Here is a 22230-nt window from a genome sequence, read left to right as displayed (position 1 = left end):
CACAGGCTTTGTTGAGTCAAGGCAATGCCATATACGACAGAGTAGGCCGTGCTTACGCCAAAAGTGCAGGCAGCTCTTTGTTTAGCGCCAGTTTTTCGCGAACGGCTTCCCCCGTCAGGGCATAACCGAGCAACTTGCCCTCTGCGTCGCGGCACAGCGCCTTGATATCGCCACCCTGGCCTTCCACGGTCCACACCCCTTCGCAGCCACGCGGCACAGGTGACACCACGAGCGGGCACACCGGGGTCTTCACCGTAATGGGCATGGCCCCGTAACTGACGGCGGTCGGATTGCCTGCCAGGGTTTGCGCCAGTGCCCGGGCGCAACTCATCAGCGGCATCACATACAGCAGGTTAAGGCCATCAACTTCGGCACAATCGCCCAGTGCATAGATATTGGCGTGGGAGGTTTTAAGCTGACGATCCACTTCAACCCCGCGATTGACCTTGATCCCCGCCGCCGCGGCCATATCGATGCGCGGGCGCAGGCCGATGGCCGACACCACCACATCGCACGGCACGACACTAGCATCGGACAAATGCGCCTCCAGCCCGGAGTCAGTGCGTTGCAGGCGGGTCAGCACCGGGCCCAGGTGAAAGCGCGCGCCCAGGCCTTCCAGACCGGCCTGCACCGCCGCTGCGGCAGCAGGGTGCAACAGGGTGGGCATCACTTGCTCGCAGGGCGCGACCAGGTCGACCTCGTAGCCGCCTGCGATCAGGTCATTGGCGAATTCGCAGCCGATCAGCCCGGCCCCAAGGATTAACACGCGGCGCTTGCCGGCCGCTGCAGCGCGAAAGCGTGCGTAATCTTCCAGATCGTTGATCGGGTAGATGGCGTCCTGGGCATCACCCTCCACCGGCACCCGCACCGTTTGCGCGCCCCACGCCAGGATCAGGTCGCGATAGGGCACGGCCTCTTCGCCGATCCACAATTGCTTGTGGCCCGGGTCGATGCCGCTGATGCGGGTATGGGTGCGCACCTGAGCCTTGAGCTGCGTGGCCATTGCCTCGGGCGTGGCCATGCTCAGGCCGTCGGCCTCCTTGTTCTTGCCAAAGCCGGTGGACAGCATGGGCTTGGAATAAGAACGCCCGTCATCGGCCGTGATCAGCAGCAGCGGGGTTTCGCTGTCCAGCTTGCGAAACTCCCGGGCCAGGTTATAGCCAGCCAGCCCGGTGCCAACGATCACGACAGGTGCGTTCATTCCAATCTCCAAGGGTCAATCAGGTTTTAAAAGGGTCGATCAGTTGATTTCAATCATCTCGAAATCCATTTTGCCGACGCCGCAATCCGGGCACAGCCAATCTTCCGGCACGTCTTGCCACAGGGTGCCGGGGGCGATGCCATCATCCGGCCAGCCGTCGGCTTCGTTGTAAATCAGTCCACATACAATGCATTGCCACTTTTTCATCGGGTTAATTCCTACAGGTTCAGGCATGGACGAGGCCGCGAACTTCTCGATGCGGGCCGGGCTGCTCGTCAAATTCAGGGCGTTTTGTACTGATGACCACAGGCAGATGCAAGCACCAATGCTGGCAACAGTCCCTTGGCCGCTCATTCGAGGAGCAGCGTGATAAGCTCGCTGGCCTCAATGGCTGCCAATTATGACCCACCGTGCCGCACATAACGTCTCCGCTTATCTCCCCCGTCTGGCTTGAGCAAGGCCAGTTGCCTGCGTTGCCGGACGCACAGACCCTGGACTGGCTGTTTGACGAAGGTTCGCTAACTCGGCGTCTCACTATAGTTTCAGATAACTCCTTCAGCGTACTTCCGCTATTTGAGGGCTGGCAGGTGTTGCGCCCGGACGAATGCGCAGCGTTGGCCCTGCCACAAGGCGTTCAAGGCTGGGTGCGTGAAGTGTATTTACGCGGACGCGGCGAGCCCTGGGTATTTGCCCGCAGCGTCGCGGGCAAAAGCTCGCTGGAAGATGGCGGGTTGAACATGGACGAATTGGGTACCCGTTCGCTGGGCGAATTGCTGTTCAGCGACCACGCCTTTGAACGCGGCGCGTTGCAGGTCTGCCGCTACCCGCGTGAATGGCTGCCGCCGGCCGATCAGGCCAATCATCTGTGGGCTCGCCGCTCGCGCTTTGTGCGCGCAAAACTGAGCGTGCTGGTGGCCGAAGTGTTTTTACCCAAACTGTGGGCCGCCCTGGGTGCCCGGTCGGAGAACAACTGATGTACACGCGCCTGCTCAAATCCCTGAACCGCCTCAACCCTCGCGCCTGGGACTTTATCCAGCTGACCCGCATGGACAAGCCCATCGGCATCTACCTGCTGCTGTGGCCGACCCTGTGGGCGCTGTGGGTGGCGGCCAAGGGCGTGCCCTCGCTGGCCAACCTGCTGATCTTCGTGCTCGGGGTGATCCTGACCCGCGCCGGGGGTTGTGTGATCAACGACTTTGCCGACCGCAAGGTGGATGGTCACGTCAAACGGACCGAACAACGGCCGATGGCCAGCGGAAAAATCAGCAGTAAAGAAGCGCTGGTGTTCTTTGCGCTGCTGATGGGGGTCAGTTTCCTGCTGGTGCTGTGTACCAATGCCCAGACCGTGTGGCTGTCATTTGGCGCGCTGGCGCTGGCGGCCACCTACCCGTTCATGAAGCGCTACACCTACTACCCGCAAGTGGTACTGGGCGCGGCGTTCTCGTGGGGCATACCGATGGCCTTCACCGCCGAGACCGGCAGCCTGCCGGCTGCGGCGTGGTTGCTGTACATCGCCAACCTGCTGTGGACCGTGGGGTATGACACCTACTACGCCATGACCGACCGCGAAGATGACCTCAAGATCGGCGTCAAATCCACCGCCATCCTGTTTGGCGATGCCGACCGTGTGATTATCCTGAGCTTGCAGGGGCTGGCCCTGGGATGCCTGCTGCTGGCGGGTTCGCACTTTGAACTGGGTGGCTGGTTCCACCTTGGCCTGCTGGCAGCGGCGGGCTGTTTTGTGTGGGAATTCTGGTATACCCGCGACCGCGATCCGCAGCGCTGCTTCAAGGCCTTCCTGCACAACCACTGGGCGGGGTTGGCGATTTTTGTGGGCATCGTGCTCAATTATGCGGTGGCTTGAGCCCCTGCCCCGCGAGTTTTTTCAACGCTGACCCAACCCCTGTGGGAGCGGGCTTGCTCGCGATGCGGACAGCGCGGTGGCGCTGCAAGACCGCGACGATCCAGTCGCGAGCAAGCCCCCTCCCACATCGGCCTTACCCCGCTGGCACCAGCCGCAAGGTGCTGCGGGTATTGAGCTGGATTTCGTTTTCGTCCATATGCGGTTTGTCGTAATCACCCTCGATGTAGGACTCGGCCTGGTCGCGGTAGTGCTTGTCGAACGGCACGCCACTTTGCCCGACCGGGTTGATGGTCAGCCCGTGGGACGGCTCGGCAAAGTCGATCAGACGCCGGGTAGACGGGCCGTAGCTCACTGGCCACGGGGCATTGCCCAGCTTGGCGCTGAGGTTGTTGGGCACTTCGTGGCCGCCGGGGGCGGCGAAGGGGCCGACGTTGAGCAGCCAGTCCAGGGGCTTTTGCCGCCCCAGCGGATGTTCATGGGTCAGGGTGTGGGCCACGCCCCAGCGCCATTGCCCGGGGTCGTCACCCAGGGTGGCCTTCAAATGGGCGATGCTGGCCTGCCACGCCACCTTGACCGTATCGGCGCGGGTTTCTGTGCGCGCGGTGCTACGGTTGTCCCACCACGGTGAATCCGGGCTGGCCGCCAGGCGCGGCAAGGCAGCATCGATCACACGCGTTGTCAGCATGGCATCAAAAAAATTGTCACCCAGTTTGTCGCGCATGGTGGCCTCTGTGAGGCTGTACAAAAACTGGTTGAACAGGGTCGCCGCAGTTGAGTCCAGTGGGTAATCACCCTTCCACTGTGCCAGTTGCTCCACCAGTTTGCGTTCGCCCGGGTCCGTGACCCCTTCGCGCAGCACCGGCAACAGGGGCTTGAGCACACGCTGCGCGTAACCTGTGGCAGTCCCCAACTGCAGGGCCTGGCTGTTTTTCAGGTTCCACTTCACGCTGGCATCGCTGAGCTGGCGATCAAGCTGCTGGCCGCGATCGGCCAGGTTGTAGTAGCCAGGAATCTCGATACCGGCAGGCGACAGCGGCTGAAAGTTGGCCGACACGATATAGCCCCGCGCCGGGTTTTCTTCCTGGGGGTTGGCGCTGAACGGGTAAAAACCGTCTTTGTCGGCCTGTGAGGTGCTGCCATCGAGGATGAATGCCGGGTTGACCCCCGCCGGGCGTTTGGGCAACTGCGCTGCTGCCCACCATCCGATATCCCCCTTGGCGTTTGCCCACACCAGGTTCAGCCCCGGCGCCTGAATAAACGTCGCTGCCGTACGCGCCTTGCTCAGGGTGTCGGCACGGTTGAGCTGGTAGAAGCCTTCGAGGATCGGATTTTTCGTTTCCAGAAAGCCCCACCACATGGCAATCGGCGTGTTGCCCGCCGTGGCGCCCAGCACGTCATTGATAATCGGCCCGTGGGGTGACTGGCGCAGGGTGAGGGTCACCGGCGCCTCGCCCTTGACGGCAATCTGTTGCTCGCTGCGGGTCATGTCGACCCACTGGCCGTGGTACCACACCTGGTTGGGGTTGGCGGGGTTGGTCTTTTCCGCGATCAGGTCCAGGTCGTCGTTCTGGAACATGGTCAGGCTCCAACCAAAGTCGCGGTTGTTACCCAGAAACGCAAACGGCACCAGCGCCTGATGGTAGCCATACAAATCAAAGTCCGGGGCCGAGAGCTGGGCCTCGTACCACACGGATGGCACGGCAAAGCGAATGTGCGGGTCACCCGCCAGCAGCGGCTTACCGCTTTGCGTGCGCTTGCCCGACACCACCCAGGCGTTGCTGCCTTCAAACTGCGGCAAGCCTGCCTGGCTCAAGGCCTGATCGCTCAGTTGCGCCAACGCCCCCAGGGCTTTCCAGTCACTGGCCGCCAGCGCCGGGGCCAATACACCCTGGGGTTGCCAGTCGAGGTCAAAAATCTTCAGGTAATCGCTGCCCAGTTGGTCACGCACATAGGTCAGCAGTGGCTCTGTGCGAAAGGCGGCGGCAAAACTGTAGGCCATGTACCCGGCGACGCTGATGGTGTCTTCGGCCGTAAAGGGCCGTGGCTTGATGCCCAGCAGGTCGAACTCCACGGGCCTGGCGTGGTGGGCCTGGTACTGGTTGATGCCGTCCAGGTACGCCTGCAAGGCCAGGAATGCTGGCGACTGCGGGTCCAGCTCAGCCAGGTAGCTGGCGGCCCGCTCACGGATCCGCAGGCTGCGAAACAGCTTGTCGGTATCGACCAGCTTTGGCCCCAGCACTTCGGCCAGCTCGCCCCGCGCGAGGCGGCGCATGATTTCCATCTGAAACAACCGGTCTTGCGCCTGGACATAGCCCAGGGCGCGGTACATGTCTGCCTGGTTGCCTGCGCGGATATGCGGCACCCCACGCTCGTCATAACGCACCGTCACCGGCCCTTGCAGCGTCGCCAGCGCAACCTGGCCCTGACGCGTGGGCAGCTTGCTTTGCACATACCAGAACCCGCCACCCGCGAGGGCGGCAACGACAACGGCGATAACGGTCAGGCTGCGTTTCATGGAGCAATTCCTTGTTCGGGTCGTGGGCGCCAGGGCGTTATGGCCGGGCAGAGCGCTCGCCCTGCCACGCGCAGTAACAGCCCACCGCCATCGTGTGCGTGGCCTTGACCGGGCGCCCCTCGCTCAGGGCTTGCAGGATCGGCTCGATAAAGCTGTTGCTGGCATTGCAGGTGGCACCTTCGCTGTAAGGGCCGAAGTAGGCCAACTGGCCGCTGCGGTCCCAGATGGCGACCGCCGGGCTGGCGCTCAGGCGCTCGGCGCCGGGCAGGCTGTGCAGGGGTTTGATGGCGCCCAGGGTGGCGGGGAGCTGACCGCGGCTGCCGGGCTTTTGCAGCGAATAGAACTCGACGCCTTGGGGCGCGTAGTGAGCCAGCAGCTCGCTGAGGTGCTGCTGGTTGCCGACGTTGCACGGGCAAGCCGGGTCCCAGAAGTGCACCACGCGGATTGCCCCGGGGCCGGACAGCTCGGCGGGCAGGCTCAGGATGTCCCCGGCAAATACCGCGGTCTGCTCGCTGAAGGCGCGAATGTAGCGGCCCTGGAACCAGTCATAAGCGGCCCACAGCCCCACCGCGCAGATCAGCGCCAGCAGGCAGGCCAGCAGGGTTTTGGGCGTGGGCAGCGGCATGCAAAAGCTCCTTGAAGGCCGCGTAGCTTGCCATGCCTGACCTGACAGATGAATATCGATGGTCTATAAAGCCTGTTTTGCGCGACCGCGCCCTGTCTGGAAGCCCCTATGCCTGCCCCGTTTTCTCCCGATTCCTTGCGTGCCAGCCTGCAGCCGTTGGCCGCCGGGCAGCCGCTATCGAGTGAGGCGCTGGCGTACCAGCGTTTTTACGGGCTGGATTTCCCTCACCGCACGCCAGCTCCCAAGCGCCAGCTGGGGTGCTTCAGTGCGGGCGGCTATCAACTGGTCAGCCAGGTGTGGTGGCCCGACTCGCCGCCCGTGGCAACGCTGTTTGTGATTCACGGTTTTTACGACCATATGGGGCTGTATCGACATGTGATCGAATGGGGGTTGAACCGCGGGTTTGTGGTGATTGCCTGCGACCTGCCAGGGCACGGCCTGTCCAGTGGCGAGCGGGCCAGCATCGACGATTTTGCACAGTATCAGGCGGTGTTGCAGGGGCTGTTTATCGAGGCGCAGTCGCTGCATCTGCCCCAGCCCTGGCACCTGTGCGGGCAAAGCACGGGGGGTGCAATTGTGCTCGATCATCTGTTGCGCTACGGCGAGCGCAGCCCGGCCCAGGGCCAGGCCATTCTGCTCTCGCCGCTGGTGCGGCCCAAAGACTGGGGCTGGTCAAAACTCAGCTACTACCTGCTGCGCCCGTTCGTCAAAGGCATTGCCCGGCGTTTTAGCGAGAACTCCAACGACCCGGCTTTCTTGCCGTTCCTGCAAGCCGACCCGCTGCAACCGCTGCGTTTGCCCACGGCCTGGGTGGGCGCGCTGGCGCGCTGGATCCCGCGAATAGAGAACGCGTCGCCGAGTGCGCGTCAGCCATTGGTGGTTCAGGGCCAGGCCGATAAAACCGTGGATTGGCAACATAACCTTGAAGTGCTCAAAACCCGGTTCAATCAGCCCCGGGTGCTGTTGTTGCCTGAAGCGCGGCACCACCTGGCGAATGAAACGGCCGCAATACGCGAGCAGTATTTCGGCTTTCTGGACCAGTATCTCTGAGACTGACTCTTGCTGCAGGCGCTGGCTTGCCTGCGATGCCATCGCGAGCAAGCCCGCTCCCACATGGGCACCGTAGATTTATGGGTTCAGGTTTGCAGTACTTTGCCCCACCGCCAATCCAGCGCGAACTGCAGCCAGAGCAGCCTGATAATAGATCTTGCCGTCAGGCGACTGGGCGAAGGTGACGAACTCTTCCAGTTCCGGGTCAGACAGGTCGCGATACACATAGAGCAAGGTGTTATCCAGCTCACCGCCGATCTGGTCCATGAGGCGCTGGCGCTGGCTGTTCAACATGCTTTGCGCTTGCCCGCCGCCCAGTAGCCCCGGGATCATCGAACTCAAGCTGTCTGCGGCAACACCGGCAATTGCCAGGCTGACCTCGGCCCCGGCTTCCCGCGCAGGCAGTGCGCGGGACAAATGATTGATCAACAACTGGCGGGTGGCGTCAGCCTCCATGCGCGGCAGGCCCTGGGCGTGCTGGGCCAATTGGTCGCGGCGGGTGGCCAGCAACTCGGCAGAGACAATCTTGCCGCCCAGGGGCGAGCGAAAAAACATCAAGGCCGGCTTTGGGTCAGGCAAGTTGCTGCGCATCTGGTCCCTGGCCCGCTTGTCCATCGCCGCAGCTTCAAAGCGCTGGTTGCTGTTATTGACCAGCGCCTGATAGACCGCAGGCGGCAAATTGTTGCGGTAGCGTTCCTGGGCAGCGCTCAGTGCGTCATTGAAGTGCGCACGTTGTTGTGGCCAGCCGGCGACCGTAAACAGATCATCGAGGTTGTCTGCCCATGCGGGTAACGTACAAAACATCATTAACAGTAAAAACAAGCGGTGCATGAGGGGCTCCTGTCTGCAGGGCGCTATTGTCCGGGTGTGGCGTAGGACTTGTCGAGAATTCCTCTCGCTCTTGTAGGCTTAAAATGCCCAAGTGTTTTTTTTCGACGTTGGCAGCCAGACGGAGCTGTCAGATTTTGAGGCGGCTCGATACTATGCGCGCCATGCACATACCCTCTGATCACCCGCTGTTGCTACGCATCGTCGACGACCTGTATACGCAGGGATGGTCACAGCAAACTATCTTCCTGCCCGAGGCTCTGACCCTCGAACTGGCGGCTGAGTGCCATAAACGTTCTGCCGAGGGTGAACTGACCCCGGCAGCGGTAGGGCGCGGCGTGACGCAGGAGGTCCGCGAAGGTATTCGCGGGGACCATATTCAATGGTTGGAGCCGGGTGAGGCTTTGGCCTGCGACAGTTACCTGGGGTTGATGGAAAGCCTGCGAATCGCCATGAATCGCAGGCTTTTTTTGGGCCTGGAGGACTTTGAAAGCCACTTTGCCCTGTACCCGCCGGGGGCTTTCTACCTCAAGCATCTGGACCGTTTCCGTGATGATGACCGGCGCATGGTTTCGGCCGTGGTCTATCTCAACCAGGGCTGGCTGCCTGAGCACGGTGGGCATTTGCGCATGTACCTGGACGGCAATGTCGACTATGACGTGTTGCCAACGGGTGGTTGCCTTGTAGTATTTCTTTCGGGCGAAATCCCCCACGAAGTCATGCCTGCGACTCGTGACCGCCTGTCGTTGACCGGCTGGTTCCGCCGTCGCGCCACCGAGGTGTTTGTATGAGCCCCAAAGTATTGGTCAGCCGTTGCCTGCTGGGCCACCGTGTGCGTTACGACGGCGGCGCCAGCGGCCCCTATGCACAACTGGCGCAATGGCAGGCCGAAGGCCGGGTGATTGCCCTGTGCCCGGAAGTCGCGGGCGGCTTGCCCACGCCGCGCGCCGCAGCAGAAATCCCTGGTGGCCAGGGCGTCGAAGTGCTCGCGGGCAAGGCTGCGGTCATCACCACCGAAGGCGAGGACGTGACCGAGGCGTTTGTATCCGGGGCGCGCCAGGCACTGGCGCTGGTTGAGCGTCATGGCATCCGCCTTGCTATTCTCAAGGCCAACAGCCCGTCCTGCGGCAACCGGCTAACCTATGACGGCAGCTTTAGTGGGGTAAAAGTCGAAGGGCAAGGCGTAACTGCGGCCTTGTTGACCCGTGCCGGGGTACAGGTATTCAGTGAACTGGAGCTGGAAGAAGCGGCCAAAGCACTGGGTATTTTGACGGAGAAATGACTTCAGGTAACATCCGCTACCACTTTTGCCCAGGGATACAACGATGACTGACAAGCCTAAACCACAGGCCTCGGCCGCGGCCGAAAGTGCCGACACAGCACTGCACCATATCGTTGATGGCTTTTTGCACTTTCATCACGAAATCTTCCCTGAACAAGAAGCTTTTTTCAAAAAACTCGCCACGGCGCAAAACCCGCGGGCGATGTTTATCGCCTGCGCCGATTCGCGCATCGTGCCGGAGCTGATCACCCAGAGCGCACCGGGTGACCTGTTCGTGACCCGTAACGTGGGCAACGTTGTACCGCCTTACGGCCAGATGAACGGTGGTGTTTCCACGGCCATCGAGTACGCAGTCCTGGCACTTGGTGTGCAGCACATCATCATTTGCGGGCATTCCGATTGTGGCGCGATGCGCGCCGTGCTCAACCCCGCCAGCCTGAAAAAAATGCCGACGGTAAAAGCCTGGTTGCACCATGTGGAAGTGGCCAAGACGATGGTGCAGGACAACTGCAACTGCGCGAATGAATCGGAAAGCATGCATGTGCTGACCGAAGAAAACGTGATCGCCCAACTGCAGCATTTGCGCACCCACCCGTCGGTGGCGTCACGCATGGCCAACGGGCATCTGTTTATTCATGGCTGGGTGTACGACATCGAAACCAGCGCCATCAAGGCCTACGATGCCGACAAGGGCGCCTTCCTGCCGCTGGACGGCACCAGCCCGATCCCGAGCGCGACGCCCAAAGCGCGGTTTTAAGCGGCATGATCGGTGGGAGCGGGCTTGCTCGCGATGGCTTCAGCACGGTCTGTCAGTTAAACCTCAGCGACTGCTTCGCAGGCAAGCCAGCTCCCACAAAAAGCCTGCAAAAATCTTACAACGCCAGGCCAACGCCCAATTGCTTGGACAGGCACGGCCAGCGCTTCCAGGCAGCGCCGGTCTCGGGGCTGGTCAGGCGCTCGCGGTAGGCCTCGACCGACTCCAGGGCAAAGCTCTCTTCGTTGAGCATCATGTCAACGGCGTGATGCACGGCGGCGTCCAGCTGGTTGGCGAAGTCTTCGCCGATCAACTGGTGGGCAATCAGGTTGGCCACGGTCATGTCCAGCGGTATCAGCGGCTGCTGGAAGTGCTTGATATAAAGATCGTTGACCTCTTCAACCAGGCGGTGCGCCAGGTAAGCCTCGTCCAGCAAACCCTCCAGCCCTTCGTGGCCATCGAGCAGCGGCAGTGGCTGGGCAAAAAACTGCTCGGCGATTTTCAGGATCGGCGTGATCTGCGATTCGATACCGGCCTCGCGAGCGACCTCATTGGCCGCATCAAGCAAGTCGGGCACCTGGTCGATATAGGCGCTGACAAAACGCGTCATCACCACATTACGGTCGACTTCAGGCAGTTGGATTGCAGTGTGAAGGTGTGGCAATTGAGCGGCCAGATGCTTGGCGAGCAGGCCCGTGCTGGCCTCATGCTCTTGGGCACGCGAGATCTGCACGCGGATGGCGGCGGTGTTCATGGGAACTCCAGGGGGGGTGTCAGGCAGGGAGGTACTTTAAAAGTAGCCCTCTCAAGTCAAGGAGAGGGCTTTTTCAGGGGGAGTATTGTTATTCATTTTATGACCGGGCAGTGAGTGCCATTTGTCGATGCCCCCTTATTTCATTGTTTTGGCCCCTCGTATGGCGGGGTTGGGCCGGGTGTCTATACTCGTTTTTGTAACCGTTATTTGATGACGCCCGACTGCTTGAGCAGACGAGGCTCGGCGGTAAGAGACAGCTGGTTTGAACACCGCCCCCTTGTAGCGCTGCCCGTGTACCGATGCAGACCGGCGCAATAACAAGAAAAACAAAGGGGAACACCGCGATGCGACATCCACACCTATGGATGGGCCTGCTGTTGTGGTCAGTGTTCGGCCAGGCACAAGCGGCCTGGACCGTGAATATGGCGCCGGGTGCGACCGAAGTCAGCCACGCGGTCTTCAACCTGCACATGACCATCTTCTGGATCTGTGTGGTGATCGGCATCATCGTCTTCGGGGCCATGTTCTGGTCGATGATCGTTCACCGGCGCTCCACCGGCCAGCAAGCGGCCAAGTTTCATGAAAGCACCAAAGTCGAAATCCTGTGGACGATCATCCCCCTGCTGATCCTGATCGTCATGGCCGTGCCCGCGACCCGTACCCTGATCCATATCTACGACACCAGTGAGTCGGACGTCGATATCCAGATCACCGGCTATCAGTGGAAATGGCATTACAAATACCTGGGCCAGGACGTCGAGTTCTTCAGCAACCTGGCCACCCCCGCTGATCAAATCCATAACCAGGCCCCCAAGGGCGAGCATTACCTGCTTGAAGTCGATGAGCCGCTGGTGTTGCCCATTGGCGCCAAGGTGCGGTTTTTGGTGACGTCGGCCGACGTGATCCACTCCTGGTGGGTGCCGGCCTTCGCGGTCAAGCGTGACGCCATCCCCGGTTTTATCAACGAAGCCTGGACCCGCGTCGAGAAGCCCGGCATCTATCGCGGCCAATGCGCCGAGCTGTGCGGCAAGGACCACGGTTTCATGCCGATTGTGGTCGATGTCAAAACCAGGGCCGATTACGACACCTGGCTAACCGAACGCAAGGCCCAGGCGGCGCAACTCAAGGAGTTGACCAGCAAGGAGTGGACCCTCGACGAACTGGTGGCCCGTGGCGACAAGGTCTACCACACCACTTGCGTGGCCTGTCACCAGGCCCAGGGCCAGGGCCTGCCGCCGATGTTCCCGGCACTCAAGGGGTCGCCGATTGCCACCGGGCCTGCCGCCGATCACCTGCACCGGGTGTTCTTCGGCAAGCCGGGCACGGCAATGGCCGCGTTTGGCAAGCAACTGTCGGAAGTCGACATCGCTGCGGTCGTGACCTACGAGCGCAACGCCTGGGGCAACAACAAGGGCGACATGGTGACGCCAAAAGACGTATTGGCGCTCAAACAGGCGCAAGGCAAATGAGCCGCTCAAGAGTGTGCCCACGCAACGGTCGGGGGCACTGTGCCGCCGGCTTCTTGGTCCAGCTGTTTGCAGGAGTCAGGACATGAGTGCTGTTATCGATGACCACGGCCATGCAGACGGCCAGGCTCACGGCCCGGCCAAAGGCCTGATGCGCTGGGTATTGACCACCAACCACAAGGACATCGGCACCTTGTACCTGTGGTTCAGCTTCTGCATGTTTTTGCTCGGTGGCTCGTTTGCGATGGTGATCCGCGCCGAGCTGTTCCAGCCCGGCCTGCAGATCGTGGCCCCGGCCTTCTTCAACCAGATGACCACCATGCACGGGCTGATCATGGTCTTTGGCGCGGTGATGCCGGCGTTTGTCGGCCTGGCCAACTGGATGATCCCGTTGATGATCGGCGCGCCGGACATGGCCCTGCCGCGCATGAACAACTTCAGCTTCTGGCTGTTGCCCGCGGCGTTCCTGCTGCTGGTTTCAACACTGTTCACCGCCGGGGGCGGACCCAACTTCGGCTGGACGTTCTACGCCCCGCTGTCCACCACCTATGCACCCGAAAGCATGACTTACTTTATTTTTGCCATTCATTTGATGGGCATCAGTTCAATCATGGGGGCCATCAACGTGATCGCCACCATTCTTAATTTGCGCGCCCCCGGCATGACCCTGATGAAAATGCCGCTGTTTGTCTGGACCTGGCTGATCACCGCCTTCCTGCTGATTGCGGTGATGCCGGTACTGGCGGGCGTGGTGACCATGATGTTGATGGACATTCACTTCGGCACCAGTTTTTTCAGCGCCGCGGGTGGTGGTGATCCGGTGCTGTTCCAGCATGTGTTCTGGTTTTTCGGCCATCCCGAGGTGTACATCATGATCCTGCCGGCTTTCGGCGCCGTCAGCTCGATCATCCCGACCTTCTCGCGCAAGCCGCTGTTTGGCTACACCTCAATGGTCTACGCCACGGCCAGCATCGCCTTCCTGTCGTTTATCGTGTGGGCGCACCACATGTTTGTGGTGGGCATTCCGCTGGTGGGCGAGCTGTTCTTTATGTACGCCACGCTGTTGATCGCGGTGCCGACGGGGGTCAAGGTGTTCAACTGGGCCAGCACCATGTGGCAAGGCTCGCTGACCTTTGAAACGCCGATGCTGTTCGCCGTGGCCTTTGTGATTTTGTTCACCATCGGCGGGTTTTCCGGGTTGATGCTGGCCATTGCCCCGGCCGATTTCCAGTACCACGACACCTATTTTGTGGTGGCGCATTTCCACTATGTGCTGGTGCCGGGGGCGATTTTCGGGATCTTTGCTTCGACCTACTACTGGCTGCCGAAATGGACCGGCCACATGTATGACGAAACGCTGGGCAGGCTGCACTTCTGGCTGTCATTCGTGGGTATGAACCTGACGTTTTTTCCGATGCACTTTGTGGGGTTGGCGGGCATGCCGCGGCGAATTCCGGACTACAACCTGCAATTTGCCGATTTCAACATGGTGTCGTCGATTGGCGGGTTCATGTTTGGCACCACGCAGCTTTTGTTCCTGTTTATCGTCATCAAATGCATTCGCGGCGGCCCGCCTGCGCTGGCCAAGCCGTGGGACGGCGCCGAAGGTCTGGAATGGAGCGTGCCTTCGCCCGCGCCGTACCACACCTTTACCACGCCGCCGGAAATTAAATGAACGGCTCACATGAAACTCGTGTAGCCGCTGCCGCAGGCTGCGATCGACCGCGAAGCGGGCGCGCTTTCAAGCAACGTCCTGCGGCCGTTATCGCAGCCTGCGGCAGCGACTACAGGTGTGGAGTGCACTGATGAACAACTCAACCCCCATCAAACGCCTGGTGCTGCGCCTGTTGCTGATGGTGGTAGTGATGTTTGCCTTTGGCTTTGCCCTGGTGCCGATTTACGACGTGATGTGCAAGGCCTTCGGCATCAACGGCAAGACCGCCGGGCAATATGAGGGCGAGCAGGTGGTAGACCCGAGCCGTCAGGTGCGGGTGCAGTTTTTGTCCACCAACGCCATCGACATGGTGTGGGACTTCTACCCCAAGGGGGATCAGTTGGTGGTCAACCCGGGGGCGGTCAATGAGATGGTCTTTGTCGCCTACAACCCCACCGACCACCCCATGTCGGCGCAAGCGGTGCCGAGCATTTCTCCCGCCGAAGCCGCTCAGTATTTTCACAAAACCGAGTGTTTTTGCTTTACCCAACAGGTGCTGCAACCGGGTGAACGGATCGAAATGCCGATGCGCTTCATTGTCGATCGGGCCATGCCCAAGGATGTTAAACACCTGACGCTGGCTTACACGCTGTTCGATATCACCGCTCGCCATCCGCCCGTCGCCGCTGTCGCCGGCAAGGACGCTGACCAGCCTTCCCGATAGGAGAACGCCCCATGGCAACTCACGATCAGTACTACGTCCCGGCACAGAGCAAGTGGCCGATCATTGCCACTATCGGCTTGCTGGTCACGGTGTATGGCCTGGGCACATGGTTTAACGATCTTAAGGCGGCGCGGCCTGAGTCCCACGGGCCGCTGATCTTCTTCGTCGGTGGCTTGATTGTGGCCTACATGATGTTCGGCTGGTTTGGCGCCGTGATCAAAGAGAGCCGCGCCGGGCTCTACAGCTCACAACTGGACCGCTCGTTTCGCTGGGGCATGACCTGGTTTATTTTTTCCGAGGTGATGTTCTTTCTCGCCTTTTTTGGTGCCCTGTTTTATGTGCGTCACTTTGCTGGCCCGTGGCTGGGCGGTGAAGGCAGCAAGGCGGTGGCACACATGCTGTGGCCCGACTTTCAGTTCGCCTGGCCGCTGCTGCACACCCCCGACCCTGCCCTGTACCCGCCACCCAAGGGCACCATCAGCCCCTGGGGCCTGCCGCTGCTCAACACCGTACTGTTGGTCAGTTCCAGTATCACCCTGACCATCGCCCACCACGCGCTGAACAAGGGCCATCGCGGCGCGCTGAAGTTCTGGCTGGGGTTGACGGTGTTGCTGGGGGCCGGGTTTCTGGGGTTCCAGGCCGAGGAGTACGTCCACGCCTACAAAGAGCTGGGCCTGACCCTGGGCTCGGGGATCTATGGCGCGACATTCTTTATGCTCACCGGCTTTCACGGCGCCCACGTCACCATCGGCGCACTGATCTTGTTGATCATGCTGATTCGCATCGTGCGCGGGCATTTCAATGCCGAGCATCAGTTCGGCTTTCAGGCCGCGACCTGGTACTGGCACTTTGTAGACGTGGTGTGGCTCGGTCTGTTCTTGTTTGTTTATGTGCTATGACTCACTTTCGCCCCGGTATCGCGCCCACCCTCATGGTGCTGGCAGTGTTGCCACTGCTGGTGTTTCTGGGCTTCTGGCAGTTGGGCCGCGCAGAGCAAAAACGCGTATTGCTCGACAACTACGCCGAACGCAAGGTGGCCGCACCGGTAGCAGTCGGGCAATTGCTCGGGCTTGCCGACCCGGCCTTTCGCCGCGTGCAGTTGCGCGGCCATTTCGACGGGCAACACAGCCTGTTGCTGGACAACCGCGTGCGTGACGGCCAGGTCGGCGTCGAGTTGCTGCAACCGTTTCAGGATCAGGCCAGCGGCCAGTGGCTGTTGCTCAACCGCGGCTGGTTGCCGTGGCCAAGCCGCCGCACCCCGCCGCAGTTCAGCACCCCCGGGCAAATCCTGGATATTCAGGCCTGGGTCTATGAGTCGCCGGGCACGCCCTTCCAGCTACACGCCGACCCGCTAAACGCCCCCTGGCCTCGGCTGGTGACGGCCGTCATGCCCGCCAAACTGTGGGCCGAACTGGGCCGTGAAGGCTTTGCCGACGAAGTGCGCATCGCCCCCGGCCCGGCGGCGTATCAGGCCGACTGGCCGCTGATTGCCACGGGCATGGGCCCGGAAAAACACACCGCCTATGCCGTGCAATGGTTCGCAATGGCACTGGCGTTGCTCGGCCTCTATCTGTACCTCGGTTGGCACACAGCACAGGAGAAACGCCATGGGAACGGCCATCAATCCGCCTGACTCCGCGCCCGCGCCGTCGCCGGTTACACGCCGGCGCGGGCGGTTGCAGCTGGTCCTTATTTTGCTGCTCACCGTCGGCCCGATGGTGCTGGCCACGGGCATGTACAAACTCAAGTTCTGGCTGCCCGAAAGCCGCAGCTACCACGGCGAGTTGCTCGGCAACGGGCAAAGCCGCGCCGCCCTTGGGGTGACGGCTGATGAACAACGCTGGCAACTGCTGGTGACCGCGCCACAAGCCTGCGCGGCGGACTGCCAGCAACTGGTGTACCTGGCCCGGCAACTGCAAATTGGCCTGGGCCGCGATGCCTCCCGCGCCAGCCACGCCCTGGCGGCCGCACAACCGGTGGATGCCGCCTACGCCGCGACACTGCAACTCGAGTACCCGCAATTGCAGCGCTACACCCTGGATCTGCCGACTTATACACAGGGCGCCGAGGGCAACGGTGCGGCGCAACTGTGGATCATCGACCCCCACGGCAATCTGGTGCTGCGCTACGGCCCCGGAGTGGTCGGCAAGGACGTGCTCAACGACCTGCGCCTGCTGCTGAAGCTGTCCAATATCGGATAGAGGGCTATGTCATGGCCAAAGCCGGATTTCGTCTTGCCCTGCTTGCCACCCTGCTGGCGCTGGTGGTGGTGCTGCTCGGTGCCTATACCCGCCTGACCCACGCCGGGCTCGGCTGCCCGGACTGGCCCGGCTGCTACGGGTTTATCAGCGTGCCCAAGAGTGAGGCGCAACTGGCCCATGCCGAGCTGCATTTTCCCGATACCCCGGTGGAAGCCGACAAGGGCTGGAGCGAGATGACCCACCGTTATTTCGCCGGCTCCCTGGGCCTGTTGATCGTGTTGCTGGCGGCCCGGGCCTGGCGGCAGCGGCACTTGCCCGATCAGCCGCTCAAGCTGCCACTGTTTATCTTGCTGGTGGTGATCGCCCAGGCCGCGTTTGGCATGTGGACGGTGACCCTCAAGCTGTGGCCGCAGGTGGTTACGGGGCATTTACTGGGCGGCTTCGCGACCTTGAGCCTGCTGTTCTTGCTGACGTTGCGCTTATCTGGCGTATTGCCCGCGCTGGCAGTGCCGCGGCGCCTGCAGCGCTGGGCCACCGCCGGGCTGGTGCTGGCGATCCTGCAGATCGCGCTGGGGGGCTGGGTCAGTTCCAACTACGCCGCCGTAGCCTGTGTTGATGTACCGACCTGTCATGGCCAATGGTGGCCTGAGGCCGATTTCGCCAATGGCTTTCATCTGACCCAGCACATCGGCCCCAACTACCTGGGCGGGCAACTGGACAGCGAGGCCCGCACGGCGATTCACCTCACCCATCGTTTGGGCGCCGTGCTGCTGACCGGGGTGTTGCTGGGCCTGGCGTGGCAGTTGCGCAAGGTCGGCATGACCCGGTTGGCGGGGTTGCTGCTGGTGGCGCTGGCAGCGCAGATCAGCCTGGGCCTGAGCAATGTACTGTTGGGGTTACCACTGGCCGTGGCGGTGGCCCACAACGCCGGGGGCGCGGCGTTGCTGCTGACCCTGGTGCTGGTCAATTACCACACGCGTACAGTCCTGGTGCGGGTCAAGGCCCCGCGCTTTGCCCGCTGGAGCTACAGCCTTAAAGGAGAGCAGCCGTGGCGACCGTAATGGGCGAGCACGTACAGCGGGCGTTGTGGCGCGATTATCTGGAGCTGACCAAGCCCAAAGTGCTGGCCCTGATGTTGATCACTTCGCTGATAGGCATGTTTCTCGCGACCCGCGCCGGCGTGCCCTGGCCCGTGCTGATCTTCGGCAATCTGGGTATTGGCCTGTGTGCCGGGGCCGCGGCGGTGGTCAATCATGTGGTGGACCGGCGCATTGACGCCGTCATGGCGCGTACCCACAAGCGCCCGCTGGCCCGGGGGCGGGTGTCACCGCTGGCTGCGCTGGCCTTCGCCCTGCTGCTGGCGCTGGCGGGCATGGCATTGCTGCTGGTATTTACCAACCCGCTGACGGCCTGGCTGACGCTGGCATCGTTGCTCGGCTATGCGGTGATCTACACCGGGTTTTTGAAGCGGGCCACGCCGCAGAATATCGTCATTGGCGGGCTGGCCGGGGCAGCACCACCACTGCTGGGCTGGGTGGCCGTCACCGGGCAGGTCACCGCCGAGCCGCTGCTGCTGGTGCTGATTATCTTCGCCTGGACCCCGCCGCATTTCTGGGCGCTGGCCATTTATCGCAAGGAGGAATACGCCAAGGCCGATATCCCGATGTTGCCGGTCACCCACGGCGAGCACTACACCAAGGTGCATATCCTGCTGTACACCTTAGTCCTGCTGGCAGTGAGCCTGCTGCCGTTTGTGATCCACATGAGCGGCTTGCTCTATCTGGGCTGTGCGCTAGGGTTGGGCGCACGCTTTCTGCATTGGGCGTGGGTGCTGTACCGTGGCACCCAGCCGCACGCGGCGATCAACACGTTCAAGTACTCTATCTACTACCTGTTCCTGCTGTTTATCGCGCTGCTTGTCGACCACTATCTGATGTTGAACCTATGACTAAAATTCAAAAAACCGTCTTTATTCTCGTTGCGCTAGTGGCGTTGGTCATGGGCCTGACGTTTAACAAAATGATGTCGGGCAAGAGCCAGGGTGACAACACGTCGCTGATCGATGCCGGGATCATCTTGCTGCCGCAAAGCCGCCAGTTGCCGGACGTGACGATGACCAACCAGGACGGTCAGCCGGTGGTGATGAATGAATTGAAAGGCAAGTGGAGCATGCTGTTTTTTGGCTACACCTTCTGCCCGGACATTTGCCCGACCACCCTCGCCCAGCTGCGCCAGATCAAAAGCGAGCTGCCCAAGCAGGTGCAGGACAAGCTGCAGATTGTACTGGTCAGCGTTGATCCCCATCGCGACACGCCGCAGCAGCTCAAGCAGTACCTGGGCTACTTTGACCCGCAGTTTGTGGGCCTGACGCCGGGCTCCATCGATGAGCTGCAAACATTGGCCAACGCGGTGAGCATCCCGTTTATTCCGGCCGATACCAGCAAGGCGAACTACACCGTGGATCACAGTGGCAATCTTGCGCTGATCGGCCCGGACGGCACTCAGCGAGGTTTTATCCGCGCACCGTTCAACAACCAGAAGATGGTTGCCCAGTTGCCGGGGTTGGTTGAGCGCAAGTAAGAGGGAGAGGGGCAGATTAATCTGTAGGAGCTGGCTTGCCTGCGATACAGGCGACACGGTCTCTCAGGAAAACCGCAATGATGCCATCGCGAGCAAGCCCGCTCCCACAGAGGGGCGGGTTTGCTCCGACAGTCGGTGTTAGAACGCCGGTACGATGGCGCCTTTGTACTTCTCAAGAATAAACGCTTTCACTTCCGGGGTGTGCAGGGCTGCAACCAGCTTTTGCATGTCAGCCGAGTCTTTGTCATCCGGGCGTGCAACCAGAATGTTCACGTAAGGCGAATCGCTGCCTTCGATGACCAGTGCGTCTTTTTCCGGGTTCAGCTTGGCTTCCAGCGCGTAGTTGGTGTTGATCAGCGCCAGATCAACCTGGGTCAGCACCCGTGGAATGGTGGCCGCTTCCAGCTCGCGGAACTTCAGGTTCTTGGGGTTGGCGGTAATGTCTTTGGGGGTCGACAGGATGTTGGTCTTGTCCTTGAGCGTAATCAGCCCGGCCTTATCCAGCAACAACAGCGCACGGCCGCCGTTAGTGGCGTCATTCGGGATCACCACGGTAGAACCGTCTTTGATTTCATCCAGCTTTTTGTACTTGCTCGAGTAAGCGCCCAGCGGCTCCAGGTGAACAGCGGCAACGCTGACCAAATGGGTGCCCTTGGCCTTGTTGAACTCATCCAGGTACGGCTGGTGCTGGAAGAAGTTGGCGTCCAGGCGCTTTTCAGCCACTTGTACGTTTGGCTGGATGTAGTCGGTGAACACCTTGACCTTGAGGTTGACGCCCTCCTTGGCCAGTGCAGGCTTCACGAATTCCAGGATCTCCGCGTGGGGCACCGGGGTGGCCGCAACCGACAGATCGCCCGCGTGGGCCGAGAACGCCGCAACAGCGGCCACAGCAGCAAATAACTTCTTCATCCAGCAACTCCTTGTGAATACCTGATCTCAGGTATCTGCCAGCCGGAGCTGGCGGTTACGTTTATAGAATCGGCTTGCGTTTACTTGCGCGAAAAGTGAACCACCAGCCTGTCGCCAAGGGTTTGCAGAATCTGCACCAGAATCAGCAACAGCACCACTGTGACGATCATCACGTCAGTCTGGAAGCGCTGGTAACCAAAGCGGATCGCCAGGTCACCCAGGCCACCGGCGCCGACCACACCGGCCATCGCGGTGTAGCTCACCAGGGTAATGGCGGTCACGGTGATCGCGGCGAAAATACCGGGGCGCGCCTCAGGCAACAGGGCACTGGTGATGATCTGACGGGTGCTGGCGCCCATCGCCTGGGTCGCCTCGATGATGCCACGGTCCACCTCACGCAAGGCGGTCTCCACCAGACGGGCGAAGAACGGCGTGGCACCGACCACCAGTGGCGGAATGGCGCCCGCCACGCCCAGCGAGGTACCGGTAATCAGCACCGTGAAAGGAATCATCACAATCAACAGGATGATAAATGGCAGCGAACGCAGAATGTTCACCGCCAGCGACAGAAAGGCGTACACGGCCTTTTGCTCAAACAGTTGGCGCGGGCTGCACAAAAACAGCAACACACCCAGCGGCAGGCCCAGCACGATGGTGAACAGCAGCGAACCGCCGAGCATCATCAAGGTGTCGCCGGTGGCCAGCCAGATTTCCAGCCAGTCGATATTGGAGAAAAAACTCAGGAAAGCGTCCATTAGCGCAGCACCTCCATATGAACGTCAGCGGCAACGAAGCGGGAAAACGCCGCTTCCATATCGCCACCGGTGATGGCGAGGGTCAGTTGCCCATAAGGGGTGTCTTTGATGCGGTCGATGCGACCGGCCAGGATGCTGTAGTCCACACCCGTTTCACGAGCGATGGTACCCAGCAAAGGTGCGTAGGTAGCTTCACCCTGGAAGGTCAGGCGCACGATGCGGCCAGGCACATGAGCGAAATCGTCGCGCTGCTCGCTCTCGTCAATCTGCTCGTCTTCCTGCACAAAACGCTTGGTGGTCGGGTGCTTGGGGTGCAGGAACACATCGGCCACCGGGCCTTGCTCGACGATCACACCTGCGTCCATCACGGCCACTTCGTCACACACACGACGGATCACATCCATCTCGTGGGTGATCAGCACGATGGTCAGCTTCAGCTCGCGGTTGATCTCGGCCAGCAGTTGCAGCACCGAGGCCGTGGTCTGCGGGTCGAGGGCGCTGGTGGCTTCGTCGCACAGCAGCACTTTGGGCTTGGTGGCCAGGGCACGGGCAATGCCCACGCGCTGTTTCTGGCCGCCCGACAGTTGCGCCGGGTATTTTTTGGCGTGATCTGACAGGCCCACGCGCTCGAGCAACTCAGCAACGCGCTTATCAATGGCACTGCGGGACAATTCACCTGCCAGTGTCAGAGGCATCGCGACGTTATCGGCCACGGTCTTGGAGGCCAGCAGGTTGAAGTGCTGGAAAATCATGCCGACCTGCTGACGGAAACGGCGCAGGCCGTTGGCGTCCATTGCGGTCACGTCTTCGTTATCGACGATGATCTGGCCGCCGCTCGGGGTTTCGAGGCGGTTAATCAGGCGCAGCAATGTACTTTTACCCGCACCGGAGTGGCCAATCAGGCCGAACACCTGGCCGCTCTCAACACGCAAACTGGTGGAGTGCAGCGCGGGAATGTCCTTACCGGCAACCCGGTAAGTTTTATGAACATTATGAAACTCAATCACGTAGCGAACCTTGTGGGCGCGTAAATAGAAGTACAGCGGTAAGCCGGGCGCGCATTTTAGC

General features: G+C 61.2%; 24 protein-coding genes. 15 read left to right on the top strand and 9 right to left on the bottom strand.

Annotation, left to right across the window (positions count from 1 at the left end; all coding sequences use genetic code 11):
- Positions 1-52: 52 nt before the first annotated feature.
- Entirely contained in the window at positions 53-1201 is a 1149-nt protein-coding gene (locus tag BFC21_RS19340) for an NAD(P)/FAD-dependent oxidoreductase (RefSeq protein ID WP_088378672.1), read from the bottom strand.
- Between the two features lie 39 nt (positions 1202-1240).
- Entirely contained in the window at positions 1241-1408 is a 168-nt protein-coding gene (locus BFC21_RS19335) for a rubredoxin (protein ID WP_003437744.1), read from the bottom strand.
- Between the two features lie 203 nt (positions 1409-1611).
- On the opposite strand from BFC21_RS19335, the gene BFC21_RS19330 reads away from it, so the two are divergent.
- A complete protein-coding gene (locus BFC21_RS19330; protein WP_088378671.1) occupies positions 1612-2175 on the top strand; it encodes a chorismate lyase in 564 nt (187 codons plus the stop codon).
- Positions 2175-3065, top strand: a complete 891-nt coding sequence (gene ubiA, locus BFC21_RS19325) for a 4-hydroxybenzoate octaprenyltransferase (protein ID WP_088378670.1) — start codon at positions 2175-2177, stop codon at positions 3063-3065. Before BFC21_RS19330 ends, ubiA begins: the two co-directional genes overlap by 1 nt.
- Before the next feature lie 133 nt (positions 3066-3198).
- Here the strand turns inward: ubiA and BFC21_RS19320 are convergent, their stop codons facing one another.
- Positions 3199-5580, bottom strand: coding sequence for a penicillin acylase family protein (locus tag BFC21_RS19320; protein ID WP_088378669.1), 2382 nt, complete (start codon positions 5578-5580; stop codon positions 3199-3201).
- Between the two features lie 37 nt (positions 5581-5617).
- Positions 5618-6205, bottom strand: a complete 588-nt coding sequence (locus tag BFC21_RS19315) for a DUF6436 domain-containing protein (RefSeq protein ID WP_088378668.1) — start codon at positions 6203-6205, stop codon at positions 5618-5620.
- A gap of 108 nt (positions 6206-6313) precedes the next feature.
- On the opposite strand from BFC21_RS19315, the gene BFC21_RS19310 reads away from it, so the two are divergent.
- Positions 6314-7255 (top strand): alpha/beta hydrolase, encoded by a 942-nt coding sequence (locus BFC21_RS19310; protein WP_095003977.1) that lies wholly within the window; start codon positions 6314-6316, stop codon positions 7253-7255.
- A 78-nt stretch (positions 7256-7333) separates the two neighbouring features.
- Here the strand turns inward: BFC21_RS19310 and BFC21_RS19305 are convergent, their stop codons facing one another.
- Positions 7334-8086 (bottom strand): hypothetical protein, encoded by a 753-nt coding sequence (locus BFC21_RS19305; RefSeq protein ID WP_088378666.1) that lies wholly within the window; start codon positions 8084-8086, stop codon positions 7334-7336.
- 152 nt (positions 8087-8238) lie between these two features.
- On the opposite strand from BFC21_RS19305, the gene BFC21_RS19300 reads away from it, so the two are divergent.
- From BFC21_RS19300 to BFC21_RS19290, 3 genes are read left to right on the top strand one after another with little or no spacing between them, the layout of a single operon-like run.
- Positions 8239-8874 (top strand): 2OG-Fe(II) oxygenase, encoded by a 636-nt coding sequence (locus BFC21_RS19300; protein WP_016782727.1) that lies wholly within the window; start codon positions 8239-8241, stop codon positions 8872-8874.
- Positions 8871-9365, top strand: coding sequence for a DUF523 domain-containing protein (locus BFC21_RS19295; RefSeq protein ID WP_016782728.1), 495 nt, complete (start codon positions 8871-8873; stop codon positions 9363-9365). Before BFC21_RS19300 ends, BFC21_RS19295 begins: the two co-directional genes overlap by 4 nt.
- A gap of 43 nt (positions 9366-9408) precedes the next feature.
- The gene (locus BFC21_RS19290; protein WP_016782729.1) at positions 9409-10122 is read left to right on the top strand and encodes a carbonic anhydrase; all 714 of its coding nucleotides are present in this window, start codon (positions 9409-9411) and stop codon (positions 10120-10122) included.
- Between the two features lie 115 nt (positions 10123-10237).
- On the opposite strand, the gene BFC21_RS19285 is transcribed toward BFC21_RS19290, so the two are convergent.
- Complete coding sequence (locus BFC21_RS19285; protein WP_088378665.1) at positions 10238-10873, bottom strand: hypothetical protein; 636 nt, start codon at positions 10871-10873, stop codon at positions 10238-10240.
- A gap of 344 nt (positions 10874-11217) precedes the next feature.
- Here BFC21_RS19285 and coxB point away from each other — a divergent pair, with 344 nt between their 5' ends.
- The 9 genes from coxB to BFC21_RS19240 all read left to right on the top strand — a co-directional run bounded on the left by coxB (position 11218) and on the right by BFC21_RS19240 (position 19498).
- Complete coding sequence (gene coxB / locus BFC21_RS19280) at positions 11218-12342, top strand: cytochrome c oxidase subunit II (RefSeq protein WP_095003978.1); 1125 nt, start codon at positions 11218-11220, stop codon at positions 12340-12342.
- 82 nt (positions 12343-12424) lie between these two features.
- Positions 12425-14014, top strand: a complete 1590-nt coding sequence (gene ctaD, locus BFC21_RS19275; RefSeq protein WP_088378663.1) for a cytochrome c oxidase subunit I — start codon at positions 12425-12427, stop codon at positions 14012-14014.
- Positions 14015-14144: 130 nt separating this feature from the next.
- Positions 14145-14717 carry a cytochrome c oxidase assembly protein gene (locus tag BFC21_RS19270; RefSeq protein ID WP_088378662.1) on the top strand — a complete coding sequence of 191 codons (573 nt, stop codon included), beginning with the start codon at positions 14145-14147 and terminating at the stop codon, positions 14715-14717.
- Between the two features lie 11 nt (positions 14718-14728).
- Entirely contained in the window at positions 14729-15616 is an 888-nt protein-coding gene (locus tag BFC21_RS19265) for a cytochrome c oxidase subunit 3 (RefSeq protein WP_088378661.1), read from the top strand.
- On the top strand, positions 15613-16350 hold the full coding sequence (locus tag BFC21_RS19260; protein ID WP_088378660.1) for an SURF1 family protein: 738 nt from the start codon (positions 15613-15615) through the stop codon (positions 16348-16350). The genes BFC21_RS19265 and BFC21_RS19260 overlap by 4 nt, the downstream gene beginning before the upstream one ends.
- Positions 16325-16918 (top strand): hypothetical protein, encoded by a 594-nt coding sequence (locus BFC21_RS19255; RefSeq protein ID WP_088378659.1) that lies wholly within the window; start codon positions 16325-16327, stop codon positions 16916-16918. Before BFC21_RS19260 ends, BFC21_RS19255 begins: the two co-directional genes overlap by 26 nt.
- An 11-nt stretch (positions 16919-16929) precedes the next feature.
- A complete protein-coding gene (locus tag BFC21_RS19250) occupies positions 16930-17979 on the top strand; it encodes a heme A synthase (RefSeq protein ID WP_088378658.1) in 1050 nt (349 codons plus the stop codon).
- Complete coding sequence (cyoE, locus tag BFC21_RS19245; RefSeq protein WP_088378657.1) at positions 17967-18866, top strand: heme o synthase; 900 nt, start codon at positions 17967-17969, stop codon at positions 18864-18866. The genes BFC21_RS19250 and cyoE overlap by 13 nt, the downstream gene beginning before the upstream one ends.
- Positions 18863-19498 carry an SCO family protein gene (locus BFC21_RS19240; RefSeq protein WP_088378656.1) on the top strand — a complete coding sequence of 212 codons (636 nt, stop codon included), beginning with the start codon at positions 18863-18865 and terminating at the stop codon, positions 19496-19498. The genes cyoE and BFC21_RS19240 overlap by 4 nt, the downstream gene beginning before the upstream one ends.
- Before the next feature lie 138 nt (positions 19499-19636).
- Here the strand turns inward: BFC21_RS19240 and BFC21_RS19235 are convergent, their stop codons facing one another.
- From BFC21_RS19235 to BFC21_RS19225, 3 genes are all read right to left on the bottom strand, one after another.
- Positions 19637-20407 carry a MetQ/NlpA family ABC transporter substrate-binding protein gene (locus BFC21_RS19235; RefSeq protein ID WP_086795609.1) on the bottom strand — a complete coding sequence of 257 codons (771 nt, stop codon included), beginning with the start codon at positions 20405-20407 and terminating at the stop codon, positions 19637-19639.
- A gap of 80 nt (positions 20408-20487) precedes the next feature.
- Positions 20488-21162, bottom strand: coding sequence for a methionine ABC transporter permease (locus tag BFC21_RS19230; protein WP_120266435.1), 675 nt, complete (start codon positions 21160-21162; stop codon positions 20488-20490).
- Complete coding sequence (locus tag BFC21_RS19225; RefSeq protein WP_088378655.1) at positions 21162-22169, bottom strand: methionine ABC transporter ATP-binding protein; 1008 nt, start codon at positions 22167-22169, stop codon at positions 21162-21164. The genes BFC21_RS19230 and BFC21_RS19225 overlap by 1 nt, the downstream gene beginning before the upstream one ends.
- Positions 22170-22230 lie beyond the last annotated feature (61 nt).

It is taken from the genome of Pseudomonas sp. TMW 2.1634, from assembly GCF_001703595.1.
In the GTDB taxonomy this organism is placed as follows: domain Bacteria; phylum Pseudomonadota; class Gammaproteobacteria; order Pseudomonadales; family Pseudomonadaceae; genus Aquipseudomonas; species Aquipseudomonas fragi.
The sequence above is the reverse complement of the archived record's forward strand: the minus strand, read 5'-3'. Positions and strand labels throughout refer to the sequence as shown.